At 67.0% G+C, this 21,552-nt stretch carries 17 protein-coding genes; 7 read left to right on the plus strand and 10 right to left on the minus strand.

What is annotated here, in order from left to right:
* Positions 1-15: 15 nt before the first annotated feature.
* The 6 genes from ACFQ4G_RS02115 to leuS form a co-directional block, all read right to left on the minus strand.
* Positions 16-861 (minus strand): ParA family protein, encoded by an 846-nt coding sequence (locus ACFQ4G_RS02115; protein WP_238203185.1) that lies wholly within the window; start codon positions 859-861, stop codon positions 16-18.
* Complete coding sequence (gene rsmG, locus ACFQ4G_RS02120) at positions 858-1,499, minus strand: 16S rRNA (guanine(527)-N(7))-methyltransferase RsmG (protein WP_238203186.1); 642 nt, start codon at positions 1,497-1,499, stop codon at positions 858-860. Before rsmG ends, ACFQ4G_RS02115 begins: the two co-directional genes overlap by 4 nt.
* Positions 1,489-3,408, minus strand: coding sequence for a tRNA uridine-5-carboxymethylaminomethyl(34) synthesis enzyme MnmG (mnmG, locus tag ACFQ4G_RS02125; RefSeq protein WP_238203188.1), 1,920 nt, complete (start codon positions 3,406-3,408; stop codon positions 1,489-1,491). Before mnmG ends, rsmG begins: the two co-directional genes overlap by 11 nt.
* Before the next feature lie 108 nt (positions 3,409-3,516).
* Entirely contained in the window at positions 3,517-4,548 is a 1,032-nt protein-coding gene (holA, locus tag ACFQ4G_RS02130; protein ID WP_238203369.1) for a DNA polymerase III subunit delta, read from the minus strand.
* Entirely contained in the window at positions 4,545-5,096 is a 552-nt protein-coding gene (gene lptE / locus ACFQ4G_RS02135) for an LPS assembly lipoprotein LptE (RefSeq protein WP_238203190.1), read from the minus strand. The genes holA and lptE overlap by 4 nt, the downstream gene beginning before the upstream one ends.
* A gap of 129 nt (positions 5,097-5,225) precedes the next feature.
* Entirely contained in the window at positions 5,226-7,826 is a 2,601-nt protein-coding gene (leuS, locus tag ACFQ4G_RS02140; protein WP_238203199.1) for a leucine--tRNA ligase, read from the minus strand.
* A 195-nt stretch (positions 7,827-8,021) separates the two neighbouring features.
* On the opposite strand from leuS, the gene ACFQ4G_RS02145 reads away from it, so the two are divergent.
* Positions 8,022-8,741 (plus strand): YggS family pyridoxal phosphate-dependent enzyme, encoded by a 720-nt coding sequence (locus tag ACFQ4G_RS02145; protein ID WP_238203201.1) that lies wholly within the window; start codon positions 8,022-8,024, stop codon positions 8,739-8,741.
* A gap of 160 nt (positions 8,742-8,901) precedes the next feature.
* Here ACFQ4G_RS02145 and ACFQ4G_RS02150 read toward each other — a convergent pair whose 3' ends face one another.
* Positions 8,902-11,799: a phosphoenolpyruvate carboxylase gene (locus ACFQ4G_RS02150; protein ID WP_238203203.1), complete on the minus strand. Its 2,898-nt coding sequence runs from the start codon at positions 11,797-11,799 to the stop codon at positions 8,902-8,904.
* Positions 11,800-12,132: 333 nt separating this feature from the next.
* On the opposite strand from ACFQ4G_RS02150, the gene ACFQ4G_RS02155 reads away from it, so the two are divergent.
* Together ACFQ4G_RS02155 and ACFQ4G_RS02160 are read left to right on the plus strand one after the other, a co-directional pair.
* Complete coding sequence (locus ACFQ4G_RS02155) at positions 12,133-12,981, plus strand: hypothetical protein (RefSeq protein ID WP_238203205.1); 849 nt, start codon at positions 12,133-12,135, stop codon at positions 12,979-12,981.
* A 22-nt stretch (positions 12,982-13,003) separates the two neighbouring features.
* A complete protein-coding gene (locus ACFQ4G_RS02160; protein WP_238203207.1) occupies positions 13,004-13,432 on the plus strand; it encodes a cupin domain-containing protein in 429 nt (142 codons plus the stop codon).
* 85 nt (positions 13,433-13,517) lie between these two features.
* Here the strand turns inward: ACFQ4G_RS02160 and ACFQ4G_RS02165 are convergent, their stop codons facing one another.
* Complete coding sequence (locus ACFQ4G_RS02165; protein ID WP_238203216.1) at positions 13,518-14,822, minus strand: HlyC/CorC family transporter; 1,305 nt, start codon at positions 14,820-14,822, stop codon at positions 13,518-13,520.
* A 231-nt stretch (positions 14,823-15,053) separates the two neighbouring features.
* On the opposite strand from ACFQ4G_RS02165, the gene dapD reads away from it, so the two are divergent.
* The 3 genes from dapD (at position 15,054) to ACFQ4G_RS02180 (ending at position 18,050) form a co-directional block, all read left to right on the plus strand.
* Entirely contained in the window at positions 15,054-15,896 is an 843-nt protein-coding gene (dapD, locus tag ACFQ4G_RS02170) for a 2,3,4,5-tetrahydropyridine-2,6-dicarboxylate N-succinyltransferase (RefSeq protein ID WP_238203218.1), read from the plus strand.
* 179 nt (positions 15,897-16,075) lie between these two features.
* Positions 16,076-16,954, plus strand: a complete 879-nt coding sequence (locus tag ACFQ4G_RS02175) for an alpha/beta fold hydrolase (RefSeq protein WP_238203220.1) — start codon at positions 16,076-16,078, stop codon at positions 16,952-16,954.
* Between the two features lie 205 nt (positions 16,955-17,159).
* Complete coding sequence (locus tag ACFQ4G_RS02180) at positions 17,160-18,050, plus strand: acid phosphatase (protein WP_238203222.1); 891 nt, start codon at positions 17,160-17,162, stop codon at positions 18,048-18,050.
* A 458-nt stretch (positions 18,051-18,508) separates the two neighbouring features.
* Here the strand turns inward: ACFQ4G_RS02180 and ACFQ4G_RS02185 are convergent, their stop codons facing one another.
* The gene (locus ACFQ4G_RS02185) at positions 18,509-19,255 is read right to left on the minus strand and encodes a TerC family protein (protein ID WP_238203224.1); all 747 of its coding nucleotides are present in this window, start codon (positions 19,253-19,255) and stop codon (positions 18,509-18,511) included.
* A 27-nt stretch (positions 19,256-19,282) separates the two neighbouring features.
* On the minus strand, positions 19,283-20,197 hold the full coding sequence (locus ACFQ4G_RS02190) for a lipid kinase (RefSeq protein WP_379039602.1): 915 nt from the start codon (positions 20,195-20,197) through the stop codon (positions 19,283-19,285).
* A gap of 506 nt (positions 20,198-20,703) precedes the next feature.
* Between ACFQ4G_RS02190 and ACFQ4G_RS02195 the strand changes: the two genes are divergently transcribed.
* Positions 20,704-21,552 (plus strand): hypothetical protein, encoded by an 849-nt coding sequence (locus ACFQ4G_RS02195; protein ID WP_238203232.1) that lies wholly within the window; start codon positions 20,704-20,706, stop codon positions 21,550-21,552.

Genomic DNA, 21,552 nt, shown 5'->3' on the forward strand with positions numbered 1-21,552 from the left:
GAGAAAACCAAAGGATCATGCCGCCACTGGGAGCCGGCCCTCGCGCTGGATCACCTCGGAGGCCAAACGGAGATAGGCCTGCGAGCCGGCGCATTTCAGATCATAGAGCAGCACCGGCTTTCCGTGCGACGGAGCCTCCGAGACGCGAACGTTTCGCGGGATCGTGGTCTCGTAGACCTTGTCGCCGAGGAAGCCGCGGACATCGGCCGCTACCTGGTTCGAAAGGTTGTTGCGCGGGTCGACCATGGTCAGCACCACGCCCTGAATCGTCAGCCTTGGGTTGAGGGCCGCACGGACCTGTTCCACCGTACGCAGGAGTTGGCTCAACCCTTCCAGGGCGAAGAACTCACATTGCATCGGCACCAGCACCGCATCGGCCGCCGCCAGGGCATTGATGGTGAGCAGGTTCAGCGAGGGTGGGCAGTCGATCAGGACGTAGGTGACGCCCTCCGTCGCGGAACCGGCCCGTCCGATATCCTTCATGACATTGCGCAGGCGATGAGCGCGGTCGGACGAACTCGCCATTTCGAGTTCGAGACCAAGGAGATCCATGGTCGAAGGAGCGACCAGCAGTCTCGGTACGGCGGTGGGCACTACGGCCTGGGCGAGAGAGGCATCCCCCGCGAGCACGTGGTAGGTGGAAACCCGGCGCGAGCGGCGGTCTATCCCGAGCCCGGTCGAAGCATTGCCCTGCGGATCGAGGTCGATCACCAGAACGCGCTCGCCGATGGCGGCGAGGGCCGTACCGAGATTGATCGCCGTCGTCGTCTTGCCGACGCCGCCCTTCTGATTGGCCAGAGCAAGAATGCGCAGAGGCCGCTCGTGCGTCGCCTCAGAGGCGGAGGAGGGTTCGATGGTCATGAATCCACGCGGGAGAGGGTCGTGACGCGGACGATCCGCGCTTCCGACTCGGTACGGCTCGGCAACAGATCGTAAACGAATCTCCACCGTTGCGCTGCATCGGTCAATTCCGCCTGTGCATCACGGCCCTTGGGAAACAGGCCGATGGTGCCGGTTGTCAACAGCGGTTCGGTCCAGGCGAGCAACTGGTCGAGGGGTGCGAGTGCGCGGGCGCAGACCACCGCGACGCCGACATGGTCCCCGATCGCATCCTCGATCCGCCGGTTGCAGATACGCGCGGGGGCCTTGGTCAAGCGCGCGGCCTCGGTGAGGAAGGCGCATTTGCGGCTATTGCTCTCGATCAGGTCGACCTGAAACCCCGGCCTGTCGCGGCCGGCAATGGCGAGGATGAGACCGGGAATGCCGGCTCCCGAACCGAGATCGAGCCAAGTGGTCGCGTCGGGTGCGATGTCGAGGAGTTGCAGAGCATCGGCGATATGGCGCGTCCATACCTCGGCGAGGGTGGCAGGACCGACAAGGTTTTTGACGCTCTGCCAGCGTCTCAACTGCTCGACATAGAGCTCCAGCGCCTCGGCCGTTTCACGTGAAACATTCGCCTGCGCCAGGACTCGCGCGCGATCGTCCTGCCTAGCAGCCATGATGGGCAGCCGGGGTGGAGCGATCGGCACGGCGCGCATGTGCGGCCAGCAAGGTCAGAGCCGCCGGCGTGACGCCTTCGATGCGGGCCGCCTGCCCCAGCGTGCCCGGCCGCACCGCTTCGAGCTTGACCTGCATCTCGTTCGACAGCCCGGGAATGGCGGCGTAGTCGAGCCTGATCGGCAAGGCCACGGCCTCGTCGCGCCGGAAGGCGGCGATGTCGGCGCTCTGCCGATCGAGATAGACGGCGTAGGTCGCGTCTGTTCGCAGGCGGTCGGCGATACGGGGAGACACGCTCCTAAGTTCGGGCCAGACATCGGCGAGCCGATCCCAGCCGATCTCCGGATAAGACAGGAGCTGGAAGGCGCTGCGACGGATGCCGTCCTGATTGAGAGCGATGCCCTGCCGAGCCGCCGCGGCCGGCGTCAGGCTGAGTGTATCCAGCTGCGCTCGCGCCGCTTCGAGTTCGCCCTGCGATCGGGCAAAATGCTCGGCCCGTTCCGAGCCGACGCAACCGAGCGCAGCTCCGCGCGGGGTGAGGCGCTCGTCGGCATTGTCGACGCGAAGCGACAGCCGGTACTCGGAGCGCGAGGTGAACATGCGGTAGGGCTCGCTGACCCCGTGCGTGACGAGATCGTCGATCATCACGCCAAGATAGGATTCGGCCCTGTCGAAGCTCGACAAGGGAGAGCCACCGGCCAGACGCGCCGCGTTGATGCCGGCCACCATCCCCTGCCCCGCCGCTTCCTCATAGCCGGTCGTGCCGTTGATCTGCCCGGCGAGGAACAGGCCGGGCAGGCGCTTGGCCTGAAGCGTGGTGTCGAGCTCGCGCGGGTCGACATAATCGTACTCGATGGCATAGCCCGGCCGCACGATGGCCGCGTGTTCGAGACCTGGGATAAGGGCGATCAGCTCGCGCTGAACACTTTCGGGAAGCGCCGTGGAGATGCCGTTGGGGTAGACAGTCGGGTCGTCGAGGCCTTCGGGCTCCAGGAAGATCTGGTGCCCCTCGCGATCGCCGAAGCGCACCACCTTGTCCTCGATCGACGGACAGTATCGCGGGCCACGGCTGCTGATCCCGCCGGAATACATCGGTGAGCGGTGAAGGTTGGCGCGGATCAGATCGTGTACGGCCTGTGTCGTGCGGGTGATGCCGCACTGGATCTGCTTTGTGGTGATCCGATCGGTCAGCGTGGAGAACGGCACGGGATCGTCGTCCGCCGATTGCATGTCGAGACCGGACCAGTCGATGGTGCGGCCGTCCAGGCGCGCGGGCGTACCGGTCTTGAGGCGTCCCAGCGTGAAGCCGAGGCGGTCCAGGGTCTGGGCGAGGCCTATGGACGGCCCCTCGCCGATGCGCCCGGCCGGAACCTGCACCTCACCCATATGGATGAGCCCGCGCAGGAACGTGCCGGTGGTCAGCACGACGGCCGCGCAGGGTATGGTCCGGCCGTCCGCCAGGACCACGCCGGCGATGCAGGGCTTCTCCGCCTCGACTCCCTGGACCTGTGGCCCGTATACTTGGATATCCGCGACTTCGCCTTCGACGACGACGAGATTGGCGGTCCCGGCCACGGCCGCCTGCATCGCGCACGCATAGAGCTTGCGGTCGGCCTGGGTGCGAGGGCCGCGCACCGCGGGGCCCTTGCGCCGGTTGAGCAGGCGGAACTGGATTCCAGCTGCGTCAGCCGCACGGCCCATCAGCCCGTCGAGCGCGTCGACCTCACGAACGAGATGGCCCTTGCCGAGCCCGCCGATGGCTGGGTTGCACGACATCGCCCCGATCGTGGCGGCGGAATGTGTGACGAGGGCGGTGCGGGCGCCGATGCGCGCGGATGCGGCGGCGGCTTCCACGCCGGCGTGACCGCCGCCGACCACGACCACGTCGAAAGATGGACTCGTCTGGGACATGGGGTGATTAGGCGCGCTGCGAGCGAGTCGTCAACGACGGACAGGGTCGGGCCGAGCTTTCCCGATGCGTCTGGCAGGAAGCTGAGCCGACGCAACGTCGATCCAGCATCATCCCCGTCGGCGAGCGGCCTCCGTGGCGATGCGCAGGAGCGTCGCCGAAGCATGGGCATGGGCCAGGTCGGGTTGCGAGCGGCGACAAGCCAGCACGGCCTCCTGAAGTAGCTGAACCGCATGGCGCAGGGCGACCGGAGACCATCGCCCGAGCTGCGCTTCGACGATGGTCTTGCGGCGAAAATGCAGGCCGCGCCAATTGCCGACCATCATGCTCGGGCTCTGTCCCTCCCCTGCGACTCGCGTCGAGAGGAGCGTCAGGGCATGGCGCAGGGCTGAACCGAGCATCACAGAAGGGTCCATGCCTTCGTGCCGGAACCGGCGGTAATCCCGCTCGACCTCCTCGCTCCGACCGACGAAAGCGGCGTCGATCAATGTGTTGAGCACACTGCCGGCGACGTCGCTCACCACGGCCTCGACGTCGTCGAGACCGACCTCGCTCTGACCCTGCGCATAGAGGGCGAGTTTCTCGATCTCCGACAGGCTCGCGCGCCGGTCGCCGCCGAGGCTCATCGCCAGGACGTCCCTCGCCTCACGAGCGATACGCAGCCCGCTGTCCTGAAGCGTGCGGTCGATGAGGTCGGCGAGGGTTCGTTCGTCATCGGCATAGCAAGGCAATGCGAGGGCACGCGTCGACTTCTCGCACAACGTCCGTAACGGAGCGCTCTTGGCGAGGTCTCCCGCCTCGACGACGATGCGGGCACCGGCGATCTCGGCCTTGAGGGCCGCATCCACGGCCGGCGCGTAGTTCCGGCTTCCAGGCCTCACCCAGATGCTGCGCTGGCCGCCGAACAGGCCCACCGTACTGGCCTCGTCCACCAGCCGCCCGACATCGGAGGCCAGGACATCGCCTTCGATCTTCACCAGGGCAAAGGGGTCGGACGGGTCGGTGACGAAGCTCTCGGCCAGACGTTTTGCGCGCTCGAAGACCAGGCCGGTATCGGGCCCGTAGACGAGGATCACCGCGACCTGCGACGCAGGTCCGCGCCGCAGCAAAGCTTCGATATCGCCGGCCTTGACGGCGGTCAGGGCTTGGTCACCAGCACGGAAGCGATCCGCGTCTTGATCTGGTCGGCCAATGTCTTGGCCAGACGGATCTCGGCGTCGCGGGCCGCGCGGAGAGAGGCGAAGCGCTGAATCGAACGATCGTAGGTCGTGGTGGCAACAGCCACGCCCTCGCTGATGATCTTCGTACCGTCCAGCGTCTCGAGGGAGAAGCGGATGGTACCGACCAGAGTGCCGGCTTCGGCGCGTCCCGTCTGCGAAGACACGATCGGGGTCTGCACCGCTTCGCTGCCCTGCATCTTCAGGCGGTACCGTTTCGGCGAGGGCTGGCCCGAACCGTCGAGATCGAAGATCAGCTCACTGCGCAAGTAATGGCCGAGCCGCTCCTGGCCGGACGCCGTCGAGACGTCGTCGACCTGCACCGAGGCGAGAAGGGCGGCCATGGGCTCGCCTGACGCGGTCGGGCCATAGAGCGGGCGAAAGCACGCCGACAGGTTGACGGCCATGAGCGAAACCAGCGCGACCTTCGCCGCACGAGACCGTACCGCCCGTCTCAACCCATGCATCATCATCGCAGCACCGCTCTCCGTCCGGTCTCGCTGTTTACGGCGATCCCGCCCCTCACGTCACTCGTATAAGCGTCAAGCTTTACGATTCCTCTGCGGCAGGACGATGGTCGTTCTCACAGACATCCCCGTTCCTCACACCACGAGGTTCACGATCCGGCCAGGCACCACGATCACCTTGCGAGGCGAGCGGCCTTCCAGCGCCTTCCGGACTGCTTCATCGGCAAGGACGAGGGCTTCCACCGTGGCCGTATCGGCCGTGCGAGGCACGGTGACGTCGGCGCGCTTCTTGCCGTTGAGCTGGACAGGGAGGGTGATCTCGTCCTCCACGAGAAGAGCTCGGTCGACCGCCGGCCACGCGGCTTGAGCGACCAGTCCCTCGCGGCCGAGGGCCGACCAGCATTCCTCGGCGAGATGCGGCATCATCGGCGCCACGAGTTGCGTGAGGATGCCGGCCGCTTCCATTGCCGCGGAGCGCGAAACCGAGCCCGCACGCAGCGCTTCGTCGAGGGCATTCGACAGCGTGTAGATATGCGCCACGCAGCGGTTGAAGCGCAGACGCTCCACATCCTCCTCCACGGCAGCGAGGGCCTTGTGGGCCGCCTTGCGCAGGACGGCGTCAGTCGCTCCCTCGCCCGTGGAAACTCCCGCTGCGAGCGAGACCAGCCTCCAGACGCGCTGGACGAAGCGGGCCGCGCCCTGCACGCCATCCTCCGTCCAGATCACGTCACGCTCCGGCGGCGAATCCGACAGCATGAACCAGCGGGCCGTATCGGCGCCGTAACTGGCGATGATGTCGTCGGGATCGACCACGTTCTTCTTCGACTTCGACATCTTCTCGATCGAGCCGATCGAGATCGGCGCGTCTGTTTTCACGTGAAACGCCTGCCTCTCGCCACCCTCGGCAGTGATGCGGATATCGGCAGGCTGAACCCAAGCGCCAGCTTGGTCCTTGTAGGTCTCGTGGACGACCATGCCCTGCGTGAACAGGCCGGCGAAGGGCTCCGACACGCCCGACCAGCCCGTCGCCTGCATGGCGCGGGTGAAGAAGCGCGCGTAGAGCAAATGCAGGATCGCGTGCTCGATACCGCCGATATACTGGTCCACCGCCAGCCAATGATCCACGGCCGCGCGGTCAGTAGGAGCATCCGTCAGCCAGGGCGCGGTGAAGCGCGCGTAGTACCAAGACGAATCGACGAAGGTGTCCATCGTGTCGGTCTCGCGCCGCGCCGGAGCACCGCATTGCGGGCAGGGTACGTTGCGCCAGGCGTGGTCACGTTCCAGCGGATTGCCGGGGGTGTCGAACGAGACCTCGTCGGGCAGCTTCACCGGCAGGTCAGAGACGGGCACCGGCACCGGGCCGCAGGCCTCGCAATGGATGATCGGAATGGGACAGCCCCAATAGCGCTGACGCGAGACACCCCAGTCGCGCAGGCGGAACTGGACTTTGCGCTGCGCCACGGGTTCGCCATCGAGAATTTCGCCCTCCAGCCGGTTGGCGACGGCGTGGAAGGCTTCGTCCGTCGTCATGTCGTCGAGGAAGCTCGAATTGATCATCCGCCCGTCGCCGTCATAGGCGGTGTCGGTGATGACGAAGCTCGCCGCATCCAGGTCCTCCGGGCAGACCACGGGAGTGTTGCCGAGGCCGTATTTATTGGAGAAGTCGAGATCGCGCTGGTCGTGAGCCGGGCAGCCGAACACGGCGCCGGTGCCGTATTCCATCAGCACGAAGTTCGCGACGTAGACCGGCAGCAGCCAGGACGGGTCGAGAGGGTGGCGCGCCCGCAGGCCCGTGTCGAAGCCGAGTTTCTCCGCCGTGTCGATGGCCGCTTGGGCAGTGCCCGTGCGGCGGCATTCCTCGATGAAGGTCTGCAGCTCGGGACGGGTGGCAGCGACCGAGGCCGCGATCGGATGATCGGCGGCGATGGCCAGGAATTTTGCGCCGAACAGCGTGTCGGGGCGGGTGGTGTAGACCTTGACCTCGGAGGCATCACCACTCGCGCCATCGAGAGCGAACCGGACTTCCAGCCCCTCCGAGCGGCCGATCCAGTTCTTCTGCATCACCCGGACCTTCTCGGGCCAGCGCTCCAACCCGTCGAGCGCGTCGTAGAGGTCCTGGGCGAAGTCGGTGATCTTGAAGAACCATTGCGTCAGCTCGCGCTGCTCCACCAGCGCGCCCGAGCGCCAGCCACGCCCGTCGATGACCTGCTCGTTGGCCAGCACCGTGTGGTCCACAGGGTCCCAGTTCACCTTGGCCGTGCGGCGGGTGACGAGGCCCTTGGCGAGGAAGTCGAGGAACATCCGTTGCTGGTGCTTATAATAATCGGGGTCGCAGGTGGCGATCTCCCGACTCCAGTCGAGGGACAGGCCCATGCTCTGCAACTGGCCACGCATGGTGGCGATGTTGGCGTAGGTCCATTCGCGCGGGTTGACCTTGCGCTCCATGGCGGCGTTCTCGGCCGGCAGGCCGAACGCGTCCCAGCCCATCGGGTGAAGCACGGCGAAGCCCTTGGCGCGCTTGTAGCGGGCCACCACGTCGCCCATGGCGTAGTTGCGGACATGGCCCATATGAATCCGCCCCGACGGATAGGGGAACATCTCCAGCACGTAGTATTTCGGTCGTTCGTCGTCGTTGCGCGTCGCGTAGATGCCCTGCGCGGCCCAGGCCTCCTGCCAGCGCGGCTCAGCATCCTTGGCGTTGTAGCGCTCCGGGGCGGGCGTGGGGGAGGAGGTCATGGTATGGACTCTGGGATGCGGGCCAGGACGAGCTGGCGAAGCGCCTCACGCGGCGCCGGATCGATTGGATGCCGGACTAGCACGGCACGTTTGCCGGTCAACTGAGCCCTTCCTGCGGAGCCCTGCGCTTGCGGCCTGCGTTGCGGGTGATAGGTCAGGCGCAAACCGCCACCCCTCCTTCGCCGACGAGACACCATGCCCGACACCACCCCGCCGAGATACGCCCATCCGGATGCTGCCGACGTCGTCGCCGGATTGAAGGCCGTGCGTGAGACGATCGTCCAGGCCGCGCATGATTTCGAGCGGGACCCGGCGACGATCTCGCTGGTGGCCGTCTCGAAGCTCATCGCTGCGGACGGGATCGTGCCCGCATTGGAGGCTGGGCATCGGGTTTTCGGCGAGAATTACGTTCAGGAATCGAAGGCGAAATGGCCGGCGCTCCGCGAGCGCTTTCCGGATGTGGAGCTTCATCTCGTCGGACCGCTCCAGTCCAACAAGGCCCGCGAGGCAGTGGAATTGTTCGACGTGATCCACGCCCTCGACCGGCTATCGCTGGCCGCGGCCCTGGCCAAGGAGATCGAGCGGACGGGCCGGACGCCGAAGCTGCTCGTCCAGGTCAATACCGGCGACGAGCCGCAGAAGGCCGGGGTTTCGCCCTCTCAGGTGGACGTTCTGCTCAGCGAATGCCGCGAGACCCACGGGCTCGCGATCAACGGGCTGATGTGCATCCCGCCGGCCGAGGCCCCGCCTTCGGCCCATTTCGCCCTGCTCGCCCGCATCGCCGAGCGCCACAACCTGCCCATCCTCTCCATGGGCATGAGCGCCGACTACCCGGCCGCGATCCAGATGGGCGCCACCCATATCCGCGTCGGCACCGCGATCTTCGGAGAGCGCCCCCGCGCCGCGGGAGCCTGAGATCGGGCGCTTCGCGACGTTCCGCCCCTTCTCCGGCTCACCCTGTGCTGTCGCTCCGGGCGGCCAGGGAAGGGGCGGTGGTCAAGTGAGGAATCGTCTGCCTCATCACCTTTCCCGGGGCCGCGCAGCGGAACCCGGGATTCACGGCGTTCCTTCCGCCCTACCCGAAGGCGCCGACCTCGTGCTGGATCATCCCCGAGAGTTCGCGGACGCGGGCGAAGGATTGGCGGATCGGACCGAAGATCGTCTTGTGCTCCGATTCGTAGGTGCCGACATCGCGCGGGCCGGCGGGCTCGCCGAAATTGAGCCCGAGTGTCGGATCGGGCGTGACCGGGAAGATCTCGTCCAGCATCGTGAGGCAGCCATCGATATCGAGGCGCAGGAAGCGCTCGATCAATTGCTCGCGGGTGATGCCCGATTGCGGACGAAAGCCCGGAATATGCACCGCTAGGAACCAGATCCGGTGGATCAGGGCGAGGCGAAGCGCATGCAGCAGGGTCAGCCGCACCGACATCTTGCCGAGATCGGGAGCCGCCGCCTGCAGGCTCAGCCAATCGCTGGTGAGGCGGCCGAACAGGCGACGCAAATCCGGCGCGAGGCGCAGGCGATCCAGGGACATGGCGATGATGACGAGTTCGTCGCGCCGGTCGTCGCGCTGGGTACGCCGCGCCCGCTCTAGCCACATCGCCGGATCGAGCGTGTCGATATAGGCGCGCAGCACGTCGAGATCGCCGACTGCCGAGGCGTGCTGGGCCAGCCGGAACGCCCGGGAGAACCGGACGGAATCACGGCGCATGTCACGGAACAGGTCAGGCGCGCGGCTCGCCGCCCGGCCGAGGCCGTGGAGGGAATTCGCCAGATAGCCGAGCTGGTGCAGGATCGCGTTGTTGGGGATCGCCCGCATCTGACGCGGATGGGTGATCATGCTGGGGCCGCCGCCGTCGGACTGGCGCGCCACGGGGCGTGAGCCGGTCCGGTCGAGGAGGCTCGGGCCGAACGTGCCGAGGAGTGCGGCATAGCCGGGGTCGTCCACCAGCGCCTCCATGTCCTGGCGGGCCACGGTGAAGAACTCGGCGGCGAAATCGGCCTCGCCGTAGATCGGGTCGTCGGCCTCGTCGGCTCCGGGGGCATCAGACAGGACGTAGTCGGCGAAGGAATCATCGTCGGCGACATCGAACGCGAAGACGTGCTCGGCGATCCGCTCCACCGTCGCGCGGGCGAGCGCCTGCGTACCGAACATCAGGTAGCCGTCCGAGCCCTGGAAGCTCGATTCGAGGCGGACCTTGATCCCGGCCTTGCGGTTCCTTCGGCGGGCGTCTTCCGGCGCGAGATAGGCGAGGCGGTCACGCAGGGAGGTCGGATGTGCGCCGCGCCCGATCGACTCGCCGTGGGTGTCGAAGATCGCGAGCTCGACACCGGTCAGGTCGTTCTGCACCATCAGGTCGGTGATGCGCAGGCGCAGGCGCTCGATCCAGAAACTCGCGGCGAGCTGGCCGACATAGCGGCCCGAATCCGAGTAGCCGAACTGCACCGTGAGCCGGCCGATGCGCTTGAGATAGGCCCGCCAATGCGGATTGCGCAGGGCGTCGTCGAGTACCCGGATGCCTTGTTCCAAGGCACTCGCCGTCTCGAACAGCGGGGTGATCTCGACCTTGTCGCTGATCCCGTAATGCCGGGCGAGCCAGAGGGCGGCGAGCAGGGTGTAGCCGGTCTCCGTCTCGGCGATGAGGAATCGCACCGGATGGGTGCCGTCCACATGCTTGAGGATCTGCGCGATGGTCATCATCAGCCGGGCAGCCGAGGCCCGCTCGGCGGCGAGCGCTCCGAAATCGACGGCCACCGGATGCACGTCGTTGAGAAGCGCATGGATGGTGGAGAGGTGCGAGCGCCGCTGCGCCGCGTCCGTCGGCTCGCCTTCGAGGTCGATCACCCGACGAACCGCGTTGTGGATCTGGCTGGCGTTGAGCCGGAAATGCGGCAGGGCGTTCGACAGGCCGTGCGTGGCGATGCCCGAGCGCAGGAGCGCGATGGCGCGCTTGTCCTCGTCGCTCTCCACACCCCCGAGCGCTCCGGCGAGCCCGGCCAGGATCGGCCCGGAATCGGTCTGTGCCCGCTCGCGCTCGATGATGAGAGCCAGCGCGAAGCGATGGACCGCCTCCAGCGAAGGTTTGGTGCCGAGTCGCGGGGCGACGGCGAGCTGGCGATTGACGGCCGCCAGCGCGCCCTGCGTCAGGTCGCGCACGACCCTGGTCGCCGGCACGTCAGGCAGGTGGCGCATCACCCGGTCGAGCTGCATGCGCTTCGATTCCAGGCGGTACCGCAACGTGTCCCACCAGCCGATATCGGTGCGCCCGTCCGTGTCGCAGCCGACCCAGGATGCGATGGCGAAAGGCTTGGTCACCAGCTCGGACCAGCGGTCGGGCCAGCGGGCGCGCGCAGCATCGAGCAGGCCGGCATTGAAGCTGTCCAGGGCCGTACGGCCGTGATTGGCGGCATGACAGGCCTGATCGAACTCGTCGTCGAGGCTGATCCTCGCATCCGGCCGGGTCGAGAGCGTCGCGGCCTTCTCCATCAGGGGCAGGCGCGCGGCCTCCTTGTCCTGGGATGCGGCCTCGGCGATCAGCCCCGCCACCGCTTTCGGCATGCCGAAAGTCGGGTGGGCGGTGAAGACCACGGCAAAGCCGGTGCGCCCGACGAGATCGCGAAACGTCTCGAAATCTCCCGCGCTCTTCGGGATCGCCGCCACGAGGCGCGCCGGCATGGTGGAATCCGCCGATGCATGGGCGTCGCGATCGAGGCCGACATAGCCGCGCAGTCGCTCGGCCCGGGCGACGAGGGATTGCATCCGCAGCCGCGCGAACAAGCTGTCGAGTTCGTCATCGCCGATCTCCTCGCGGTCGAAGCGCCGGGTGATCGCGAGGGTCACGGCGAGGACGGGGTTGCGAAACGGATCCTCGCTCGCCTGCTCGCGGGATCCCTCGATCAGGGCGATGAGATCCTGTTCGAGATCGGCGGGATCGGGCACCGCATGGGCTGGGCTGCGGTCAAGCATGCGCATCGATCGACCTTGTCTGGGTAGAGGAAGAGCAGGGCGGTGTTGAAGTCGAACCGTCTTAGATCAGGTTGGGCGTCGATCCGGCGACAATGGGCGCATGGCGATCCACCATCCACCGCCGGATGGTTTCGGCTCCGCATCCCCTCGACGCAAGGGTCGAGCAGAGACGCAAGGACCGTTCCGGCCGTGACGCGTCCGATGGCGATGTCGGCGTCGACGCCCCGCCCTCGTGCGAAAGCACCCATGCGAGACGTGGCAAGTGTCTCGCGATCGGCAGCAAGTGGATGCAACCTGGACCCGGCTGGGGTAACCCTCGGGCCCATGCAGATTTCTTCGATGCCGCCCCTCCCCTTCGGCAATCCGCTTTTCCCCCTTCGGTCGCGGATGATGGTGGCCGCGAGCCGGCTCGCCCTCACGACCTCGGCCGTCCTCTTCTCCGTCATGCTGGGGGGCGCACCCGTCTTCGCCCAGGAGGACGCCGCGCCGGCGGGAGAGGTCGAGGCTCCGGCCGCGAAGCCCAAGCCGAAACCGAAGCCCAGGCCGAAACCGGTGGCGAAACCAGCCGTGAAATCCGGCGAGCCGAAAGATGTCGCGCCCGCCTTGATGCCGGCGGCCAACCTCGCCCCCGTGAAGCTGCCGGAGCTCATCGTGGTCTGCGACAACGGTCAGGGCGCCTTTTACGAGGGTCATGGCGCGGTCTCGCTCTGGGTGACGCGCAGCGGCACCATCACTGTCGACAACCCGCTTCGCCCGCTGACACCGGAGACGACGCAGGTGCTGCAGGTGGTCATCGGCAACAAGGCCGCCACCGCCTTCGGCCCCGATCTCCTGGCCCTGCGCCGGGGCGGGACGCCTGCATCCTTGGAGGCGGCGACGGGCGGACCGGTGCGCTGGGACGAGCAGCTGACCGTCCTGCCCGATTTTCTCAACGTCGTTTCCGAGGCCGGCGAGGCCCTGGCGCGGCTCGATCACCGCCGCTGCGGCGATGCTCCGGAGGTCAAGCAGCCTCCTGTCGCCAAGGCGAAGGAGAAGGAGAAGGAGAAGGCAAAGCCCGTCGCGAAATCACCGCGACAGCCCAAGCCCTCCGCCGGCGAAGGAGCCGGGAGAGAGCCCGGAATCGGGGACGGCGCCGTCCCGCGAGGCCTGCAATTGCCGCAAGGTGCCATCCCGGCGGGACAACCGTGATGGACTCGAAGAGGGGAATGGAATGAAGGCCGCCGAGGTGATCGCCAGGCTGGGGCTGCAGCCTCATCCGGAAGGCGGCCATTACCGAGAGACGTTTCGCGATCCGAAGGAGATCGACGGCCGCTCCGTCGGAAGCGCGATCTATTATCTCCTCGATCTCGGCGAGACCTCCGAATGGCACCGCGTCGATGCCGCCGAGATCTGGTTCTGGCATGCCGGCGCACCGATGGTCATCACCACGAGCCCGAACGGGCACGACGCCACCGCTACCTATCTCGGCCCCGACCTCGCCCATGGACAGCATCCGCAGATCGTCGTGCCGGCCGGGCATTGGCAGACCGCCACGAGCCTCGGTTCATGGACCTTGGTGAGTTGCACCGTCTCCCCGGCCTTCCGGTTCGAGGGATTCGAGATGGCCCCGCCGGGCTGGCGGCCGACACCACGAGGATAGGACCGGACGCTTCGCGGCATCCGGCTCCGGGCCCCGGCTCACCGTCCGCTTCGCTGCGGAAGTCCGAGGGAACCGGTCCTTCGCCCTACCCCTCCTCCTCGCCCTTTTTCGCGATCATCGGAACGAGGGGTGTGATTCTCAGCGAGGTGATGCGGTTCTTGGTCTTTCGCAGCACCTGGAACCGGAAACCGTGGAAGTTGAAGGCGGTGCCGGTATCGGGAATGGCCCGCGCCTCGTGGATGACGAGGCCGGCGATGGTCGTGGCCTCCTCGTCGGGCAGGCTCCAGTCCATGGCCCGGTTGAGGTCGCGGATGGCGACGGAGCCGTCGGCATTCACCGAGCCGTCGCCCTGGGGCCGCACGCCCGAGACCGCGACATCGTGCTCGTCGGCGATGTCGCCGACGATCTCCTCCAGGATATCCTCGAGGGTGACGAGGCCCATCACCTCGCCGTACTCGTCGACGACGAGGGCGAAATGGGTCTTCTTGGTGAGGAAGGCCTTGAGTTGATCGCGGAGCGACGTCGTATCGGGCACGAACCAGGTTTCGAGAGCCAGGGCCTCGACCTTCAGACCCGACGCATCGCCACCGGCCGCATCGAGGGCGCGCAGAAGATCCTTGGCGTGGAGAACGCCGATGATGTTCTCGGAGGTGCCGCGCCAGAGCGGCATGCGGGTATAGGGAGAGGCCAGAACCTCCCGCACGATCTCCTCAGAGGGCAGGTCGGCGTTGATGATGCGCATTTTTGTGCGGTGCACCATGACCTCGGAGACGGTCAGTTCGTGCAGATCGAGGAGGCCGCCGAGCATGTCGCGCTCGGCTTTGGCGACACCGCCCTCGCGATGAAGCAGGGCGACCTGCCCCCGGATCTCCTCGGTGGGAGAGAGGATCGACTGATGCTCGCCGATGGTGACGCCGAAGGGGCGCAGCATCAGCCTGACCAGATTCTCGATGGCGATGGCCGCCGGCCCGAGGAGCGCCACCATGAAGGCGACGGGCCGTGCCATGAAGAGCGCGGCCTGGTCCGGCTTGTTGATGGCGAGGGTCTTCGGCAGCACCTCGGCGAAGACGATGACCAGGACAGACATCACGCCCGTGGCGTAGAGCACGCCGCTCTTGCCGAAGATCGTCGTCAGCACACTGGTGGTGAAGGCCGAGGCGCCGATGGCGACGATGTTGTAGCCGATCAGCATGGCGCCGATGAAACGCTCGCGCGAGGCGAGGATGCGGTTCACGAGGCGTGCGCGGAGGTCCCCGCTGTTCTCCAGGGAGAGCATCCGAGCCCGAGAGGCGGCAGTGAACGCGGTCTCGGCCCCCGCGAAGAAGGCCGAGAGCAGCAGCGACATCACCACGATGCTCGCGGCGAGCCAGAGATCGGTATGCGTATCCATCAGGCGGTCGTCGCACCAGGGCGCGTCATCCCGGCACGGTGCCGGTCTTGGCGAGGCCTTCTCTTAGTACCAACCCACGACCGAATCGATCCTGTGGTTCGAAGCGCGTGGCCGCGCGGGAGGGCATGGAGCAAGCCTCTCCCCACAAACCTCACTCCCCATCCGTGATGGGTGACAGGCCCGGCCGCCTTTTGTAAGCACAGCCCTCCCCTTACCGACCGGAATGCCCCCATGTCCCATGCCGACCTCGCCGCCACCATCGAGACTGCCTGGGAGGAGCGCGCCGGCATCGACACCTCCACCAAGGGCGCCGTGCGCGACGCCGTGGACGAGGCCCTCGACCTGCTCGATTCCGGCAAGGTCCGTGTGGCCGAGAAGGCCGGCGAGGAGTGGCAGGTCAACCAGTGGCTCAAGAAGGCGGTGCTGCTGTCCTTCCGGCTCAACGACATGGAGATCATCCATGGCGGCGCCGGCGGCGCGAACTGGTGGGACAAGGTCCCCTCGAAGTTCGAGGGCTGGAAGAAGAAGCACTTTCGCGAGGCGGGCTTCCGCGCGGTGCCGGGCTGTATCGTGCGGCGCGGCTCCTACATCGCGCCCGGCGCGGTGCTGATGCCGTCCTTCATCAATCTCGGCGCCCATGTGGGCGAGGGCACGATGGTCGACACCTGGGTCACCATCGGCTCCTGCGCGCAGGTGGGGAAGAACTGCCACATCTCCGGCGGTGCCGGCATCGCCGGCGTGCTCGAGCCGCTCCAGGCCAACCCGGTCATCATCGAGGACGATTGCTTTATCGGCGCCCGCGCCGAAGTGGCCGAGGGCGTGATCGTCGGCCAGGGCAGCGTGCTCTCCATGGGCGTCTATATCGGCGCCTCCACCAAGATCATCGACCGCAGCACCGGCGAGGTCATGTACGGCCGCGTGCCGCCCTACTCGGTGGTGGTCTCCGGCACCACGCCCGGCAAGGATCTGCCCGACGGCACGCCCGGCCCCGGCCTCTACTGCGCCGTGATCGTCAAGCGCGTGGATGCCGGCACCCGCTCCAAGACCGCCATCAACGAGTTGCTTCGCACCTGAGGCAGCCCCTCGGTCTTCGCCTCTCTCCCAAGCTGCGCGGCCCACCTCCCCGCGCAGAGGAGGTTGGCCGAGCATGCGATTCGATCCGGCTCGCGACGCCGGGTCGCCCTGTGCGGAGGTCGGTGGCGCCATAGATTTTCGAACTGACGCAGGTCGTGACGGATGAGGGGTTGCGAGCGATGATCGAACCGGCCCACTCCACCCGCGGCTTCCAGCTCGACGTGCGGGAGCGCAAGGTGCCGACGCCCTGCGACATCGTCGGGAGCGGCCCGGCCGCGCTGCTGCTACCGGCCCTGTCGTCGATCTCGGCGCGCGCCGAGATGCGGCCCCTCGCCAAAAATCTCGGCCACGATTATCGCTGTCTCGTCCCCGATTGGCCGGGCTTCGGGAACCATCCGCGTTCCCGGATCTCCATGGAACCGGTGACCTTCCATGCGTTCATGGACGCCCTGATCGCGGCGGTACCAGGTCCGTATGCGATCGGCGTCGCGGCGGGCCATGCGGCACCTTATCTGGTGGCCGCCGCGCGACGGCATCCAGGCATGTTCGACCGGCTCGTTCTCGTGGCGCCCACGTGGCGTGGGCCGCTGCCCACCGCCATGGGCGAATCGCGCCGCGGACTGTTCTCGGGCATCCGCAAGGTGATCGAGTTCCCGCTCATCGGCGAGGCGTTCTATCGGGTCAACATCAGCCCGCCGGTGATCGGCCGGATGATGCGCGCGCATGTCTATGCCGATCCCGACCATGTCACGCCCGGCATCATCGCCGACAAGCACGCCGTCACCCTCCAGCCCGGCGGTCGGTTCGGCACGGCCGCCTTCGTCACCGGTGGCCTCGACCCGTTCAAGGCCCGCAAGGATTTCCTCGCCCTGTTCGAAGGGGACGATCTTCCCCCGATCCTCGTGCTGCGCCCGGAGCGCGCACCCCGCCGCTCAGGCGCCGAGATGGATGCGCTCATCGCCTCCGGCCGCGTGGCCAAGGCGTCGATCCCGGGTGCCCTGAGCCCGCACGAGGAATATCCGGGTGAGGTGGCCGCCGCGATCCGCGCCAACCTCTGACATCGGCGCGGGCCGCGTCCGCATCGCTGTGCCGACGACAGAAATGTATCGGAGGAAGAAAGAGACCCAGGAAACGATCGGCCATCAAATCCATTACGGAATGGAGAAATGTCATGCGCTCAGGGTGCCATACGAGTGTCGTTCAGGGACAGTATGGCCAAATGCAGTCTGACGATCCCGACGTCCTTCATCCAGAGCCGCTGTCATGTCTCCCCTGCTTCCCGCTGTCGCGTCGCTCGCGCTGACGTCATTCGCACTGATGACGGGCTCGACCTGGGCGCAGGTCCCCGCCCCGAACACCCTTGATCCGAGCGCGACCGAGGCGAGGCCCCGTTCGGCTCCGGCCGTGGCGACGACGCCGCTGACGCCGGGCAAGGCCGCACGGGCTCCCTACCTCTCCGACGCTACTGCGCCGGATGCCGTCGCGATCCTGCCTCCTCCGCCCCGTGGACAATCTGCTGCCGAAGCGGCGGACAAGACGGTGTTCTCGGCGACCCGCGCCCTCAAGGGCAGCGCACGCTGGGACCTCGCCACGGCCGACGTGGCCGACGGACCTTCCGCCATTCTCGACGATTTCGCCTGCGTGCTCGGCCGCAAGATCGACCAGTCCCGTTCTCCGGCCCTGATGACGCTGCTGGAGCGGACCCGCCTCGACATCAGCCGGGCCACCCGCTCGCTCAAGGAGCATTATCGCCGGCTGCGTCCTTTCGTCGGCAACGAGGCCGAGATCTGCGTGGCACGGACGCGCGAACTCGGCGACGCCTATAGTTTCCCGTCCAGCCATGCCACCCAGGGATGGGCCTATGCGTCCATTCTCGCGGCCCTCGTCCCCGAGAAGGCGACGCAGTTCTTCGTGCGCGGCAAGGCCTATGGCGAGAACCGCATCGTCTGCGGTGTGCATTGGGCAAGCGATGTCGAGGCCGGACGTACGACCGCCAGCGTCGTCGTCAGCTCGCTCCAGGGTGATGCAGGCTTCCGTGCGGATTTCGAACGCGCTCGCGTCGAACTCGCAAAGAACCTTTCTCAGGAAGGTTCGCCTCCCGATCAGGCCATCTGTGCTCGCGAAACCTCGGCGCTGCGCGAGCCGATCTTGTAGCGTCGAACTACTCTAAGCTTATATACCGAAACACTTTTTTTATATCCAAGCTCGGGACCTTCAAGAGCACGCCTGTCGCCTTCATTGGCGGCAGGCGTTCCAGGAAGCTCCCCATGCCCCGACTCCTCCGATCGACCTAGCGCGAAGCCCCGCTTCGGCGGATCGGGCTAGGCAGGTTTCGCAGAAGTGGTCCCCGGTTCTGCGACAAGAACCTGCGACGCATCGATAAGCCAAGCTGGGTGAAGCGTTGGCTTACCAACGCGAACCTGCTTAGCGGCGACCATTGGAACTGCCCTGGCGACGGGCACGGTCGCGCTGAGTTCCAGGGCCTACGCACAGGAAGCCGCCGTCACCATCGATCAGCTCTCGGTGACGGCCTACCCTCTCCCGAACGAAGAAGGGCCCGGCCGGTCTCCCGGTCGGGCCCTTCTTCGTTTTCCCGTGAAACAGCCTCCCCTTCAGACCGGGCCGGTCTGCTTCGCCCGCCTCCTGCGGCGGGCGAGGAGGTTGAGCCCCTCCACACCGGCCGAGAAGGCCATGGCGGTGTAGATGTAGCCCTTCGGCACATGCGCTCCGAAGCCCTCCGCGATCAGCGTCATGCCGATCATGATCAGGAATCCGAGGGCGAGCATGACCACGGTCGGGTTGGCGGCGATGAAGCGCGCCAGGGGGTCGGCCGCGAGCAGCATGACGGTGACGGCGGTGATGACGGCGATCACCATGATCGGCACGTGATCGGTCATGCCAACGGCGGTGATGATGCTGTCGATGGAGAAGACGAGGTCGAGGACCAGGATCTGGCCGACGGCGGCGGCGAAGCTCAGGGTCACGGGGGATGAGGTCTCCGCATGCCCGTCATCGGGATCGACGCTTTCATGGATCTCCTTCGTCGCCTTCCACAGCAGGAACAGGCCGCCGGCGATGAGGATCATGTCCCGCCAGGAGAAGCCCTTGCCGAAGATCTCGAAGACCGGCTGCGTCAGGTGGACGATGTAGGCGACCGTGCCGAGCAGGCCCAGACGCAGGACCAGCGCGAGGCCGATGCCGATGCGGCGGGCCTTGGTCTGCTGATGGGCCGGCAGCTTGTTGGTGAGGATCGAGATGAAGATCAGGTTGTCGATGCCGAGCACCACCTCCATCACGATGAGAGTGGCGAGGGCCACCCAGGCGGTGGGGTCTGCGGCGAGCTGAAGAAGGGAATCCACGGAAAGAGAACCTCGAACGTCGTCAGGTCAGGAAGCGGTGGGAATGATGCCGGGGCGCGCCGAAGGCTCGGGCGCATAGATCCGGATGGCCTTGGGCACGACCTTGAAATGGGCCGGCGTGTAGGTGGAGAGCTCGCCGTCCGTATTCACCGGCCTCGGCTTCTTGGTCTTCACAACGATCTCGGTGGTGTTGAAGGCGCGCACGTCGGCGGCCTTGCCCTGCGTGCCGCGGCGAAGGGCCGGCAGCAGCGCGATCAACCGCCACCAATGCGAGACTTCGAGGCTGTAGAAATCCAGCTTGCCGTCATCGACGGTAGCCGTCTCCTCCACCGTCATGCCGCCGCCGTAGTGCCGGCCGTTGCCCACCGAGACCTGGATCGTCGTGATGGTCTCGGTCTGCCCGTCGTGTTCGAGATAGACCGTGAACGGCCGCACCCGCCGAAGAACCCGCATGGCCGCGATCGCGTAGCCGAGCGTGCCCCACTTCTTCTTCGATTCGGACGTGAGATCGCCGGCCAGCTCGGCCGAGAAGCCGATGCTCGCCACGTTGAAGTAGTAGCGGCCGTTGACCCAGCCGAGATCGACCGCCTGCGGCTGGGCGGTGCCGATGAGGCGCGCGGCCTCCACCGGGTCGGTGGGCAGGCCGAGGGAGCGGGCGAGATCGTTGGCGGTGCCGAGCGGCAGGATGCCAAGCGGCAGGCCGGTCTCGACCAGGGCCGGTGCGGCGGAGTTCATGGTGCCATCGCCGCCGCCGAGGATGACGAGATCGCATTCCTTCGCATGGCGCTTGATCACCGCCGTGCAATCGGGATCGCCCGGCGGCTCGAATGGCTCGATACCGGCATCACGCAGGGCCTCGCGGACGGAATCGAGGGAGAACGAACCGTTGCGCGCGTTCGGATTGACGAGGAGGAGCGCACGGCGGGTGGAGGCAGCGCTCACGCGTAAGCCTCCACGGACGGGCATCGCGAGATGCCTCGCGAAATCATTGAGACCACCACGTGTATCAGAACCCCCCGGTGCGTTCGCGCCGCGTGAGCGCAAAGGCAAAGAAGGGGTCCGACATCGCGGCCGACGCCTCGGCCGCCAGAGGGGCCCGGACCCGTCAAGCTCTCCAGAGGTGGGCGCTTGCGCGCTGATGGCAAGGGGTAGCGGCAGCGAGAGGAGGCATGAAGCAAAAGGAGATGTCCATGCCGCCGGATCGTGGACGTCCCGAGGCCGGTCGGATTCCGAGGGGTGGGAACAGCGGGCATAGCGCGTGGAACGATACCACGGGTAAGCGGCGGATCGGTGCGTCGTGCTAACGCTCGCGGGACGGCAGGTTCGCACGTCGAGCCATCTCGACCACGCGGGCAACCGAAAGCCCGACCTTGACGTTTCCCCCAGGCCGGGCGCTCTGATGCGGTCGTGCCCACCCTCCACGTCGTTCGCGACAGCGGTGAGATGCCATGCGCTACGGTCTGTTCTCCACCTGCTCGGCCGCCCTGCTCGGCGCGCTCCTCTCCGCCGGCAATGTCGACGCCCAGACGCGTCCGGCCTGGGTCGATCCTCCGGCCAAGGCGGAGACGAAGCCCGAGCCGAAAGCCGAAGCGAAGCCCGCTTCGCCCCTGGCCGAAAAGGACACACTACAGGGCAGCGCATCCCAGGCGACGAAGCCCGACACCGCCACGGCCGATGCCAGCGCTTCATCCGCCGAGGAGAAGAGTGCCGAAGCGCCGCAACGCACCCGTCGCAGCATCCGCCAAGCCGAAGCGGGCGCCAGGCGCTCGCATCGCCGGCTGTCGAATGCCCCTCCGAACGCGCTCCCGATCACCGTCGCTCCCGGCATGGCGGTGGCCTCCGCCGACCGCTTCCCCGAATGGGCCGGCAAGGCGCAACGGCTGAGCGAGGATTATCTCGATACCGTCTCCGCCTCCGGCGACGGCATGGTCGCCGCGGCGCCGCGCTTCTACGCGGAACGTGTCCGCTTCCACGGCCGCATTCTGTCGCTCTCCGCCCTGATGGCGGAGAAGCGCCGCTTCGTCCGGCGTTGGCCCGAACGACGCTACGTGATGCAGGGCGGCTCCGCGCGCATCGCCTGCAGCGTCGGCACGGGAACCTGCATCGTGCGCTCCACCTTCGATTTTCGAGCCGACAATCCACGGAACGGCGCGCGCTCTCAGGGCGTCGCGGAACTGACCCTCGAAGTCTCCTTCAACGGGCCGCGCCCGGTGATCGTGTCCGAATCGAGCCGGGTTCTGCGCCGCTACGCACCCGGACCGCTGAGCGCCGCAGCAGCGACGCAGCATGGCGCCTGA

The sequence above is a fragment of the Methylobacterium marchantiae genome (genome assembly GCF_042679825.1).
GTDB classification, from domain to species: Bacteria; Pseudomonadota; Alphaproteobacteria; order Rhizobiales; family Beijerinckiaceae; genus Methylobacterium; species Methylobacterium marchantiae.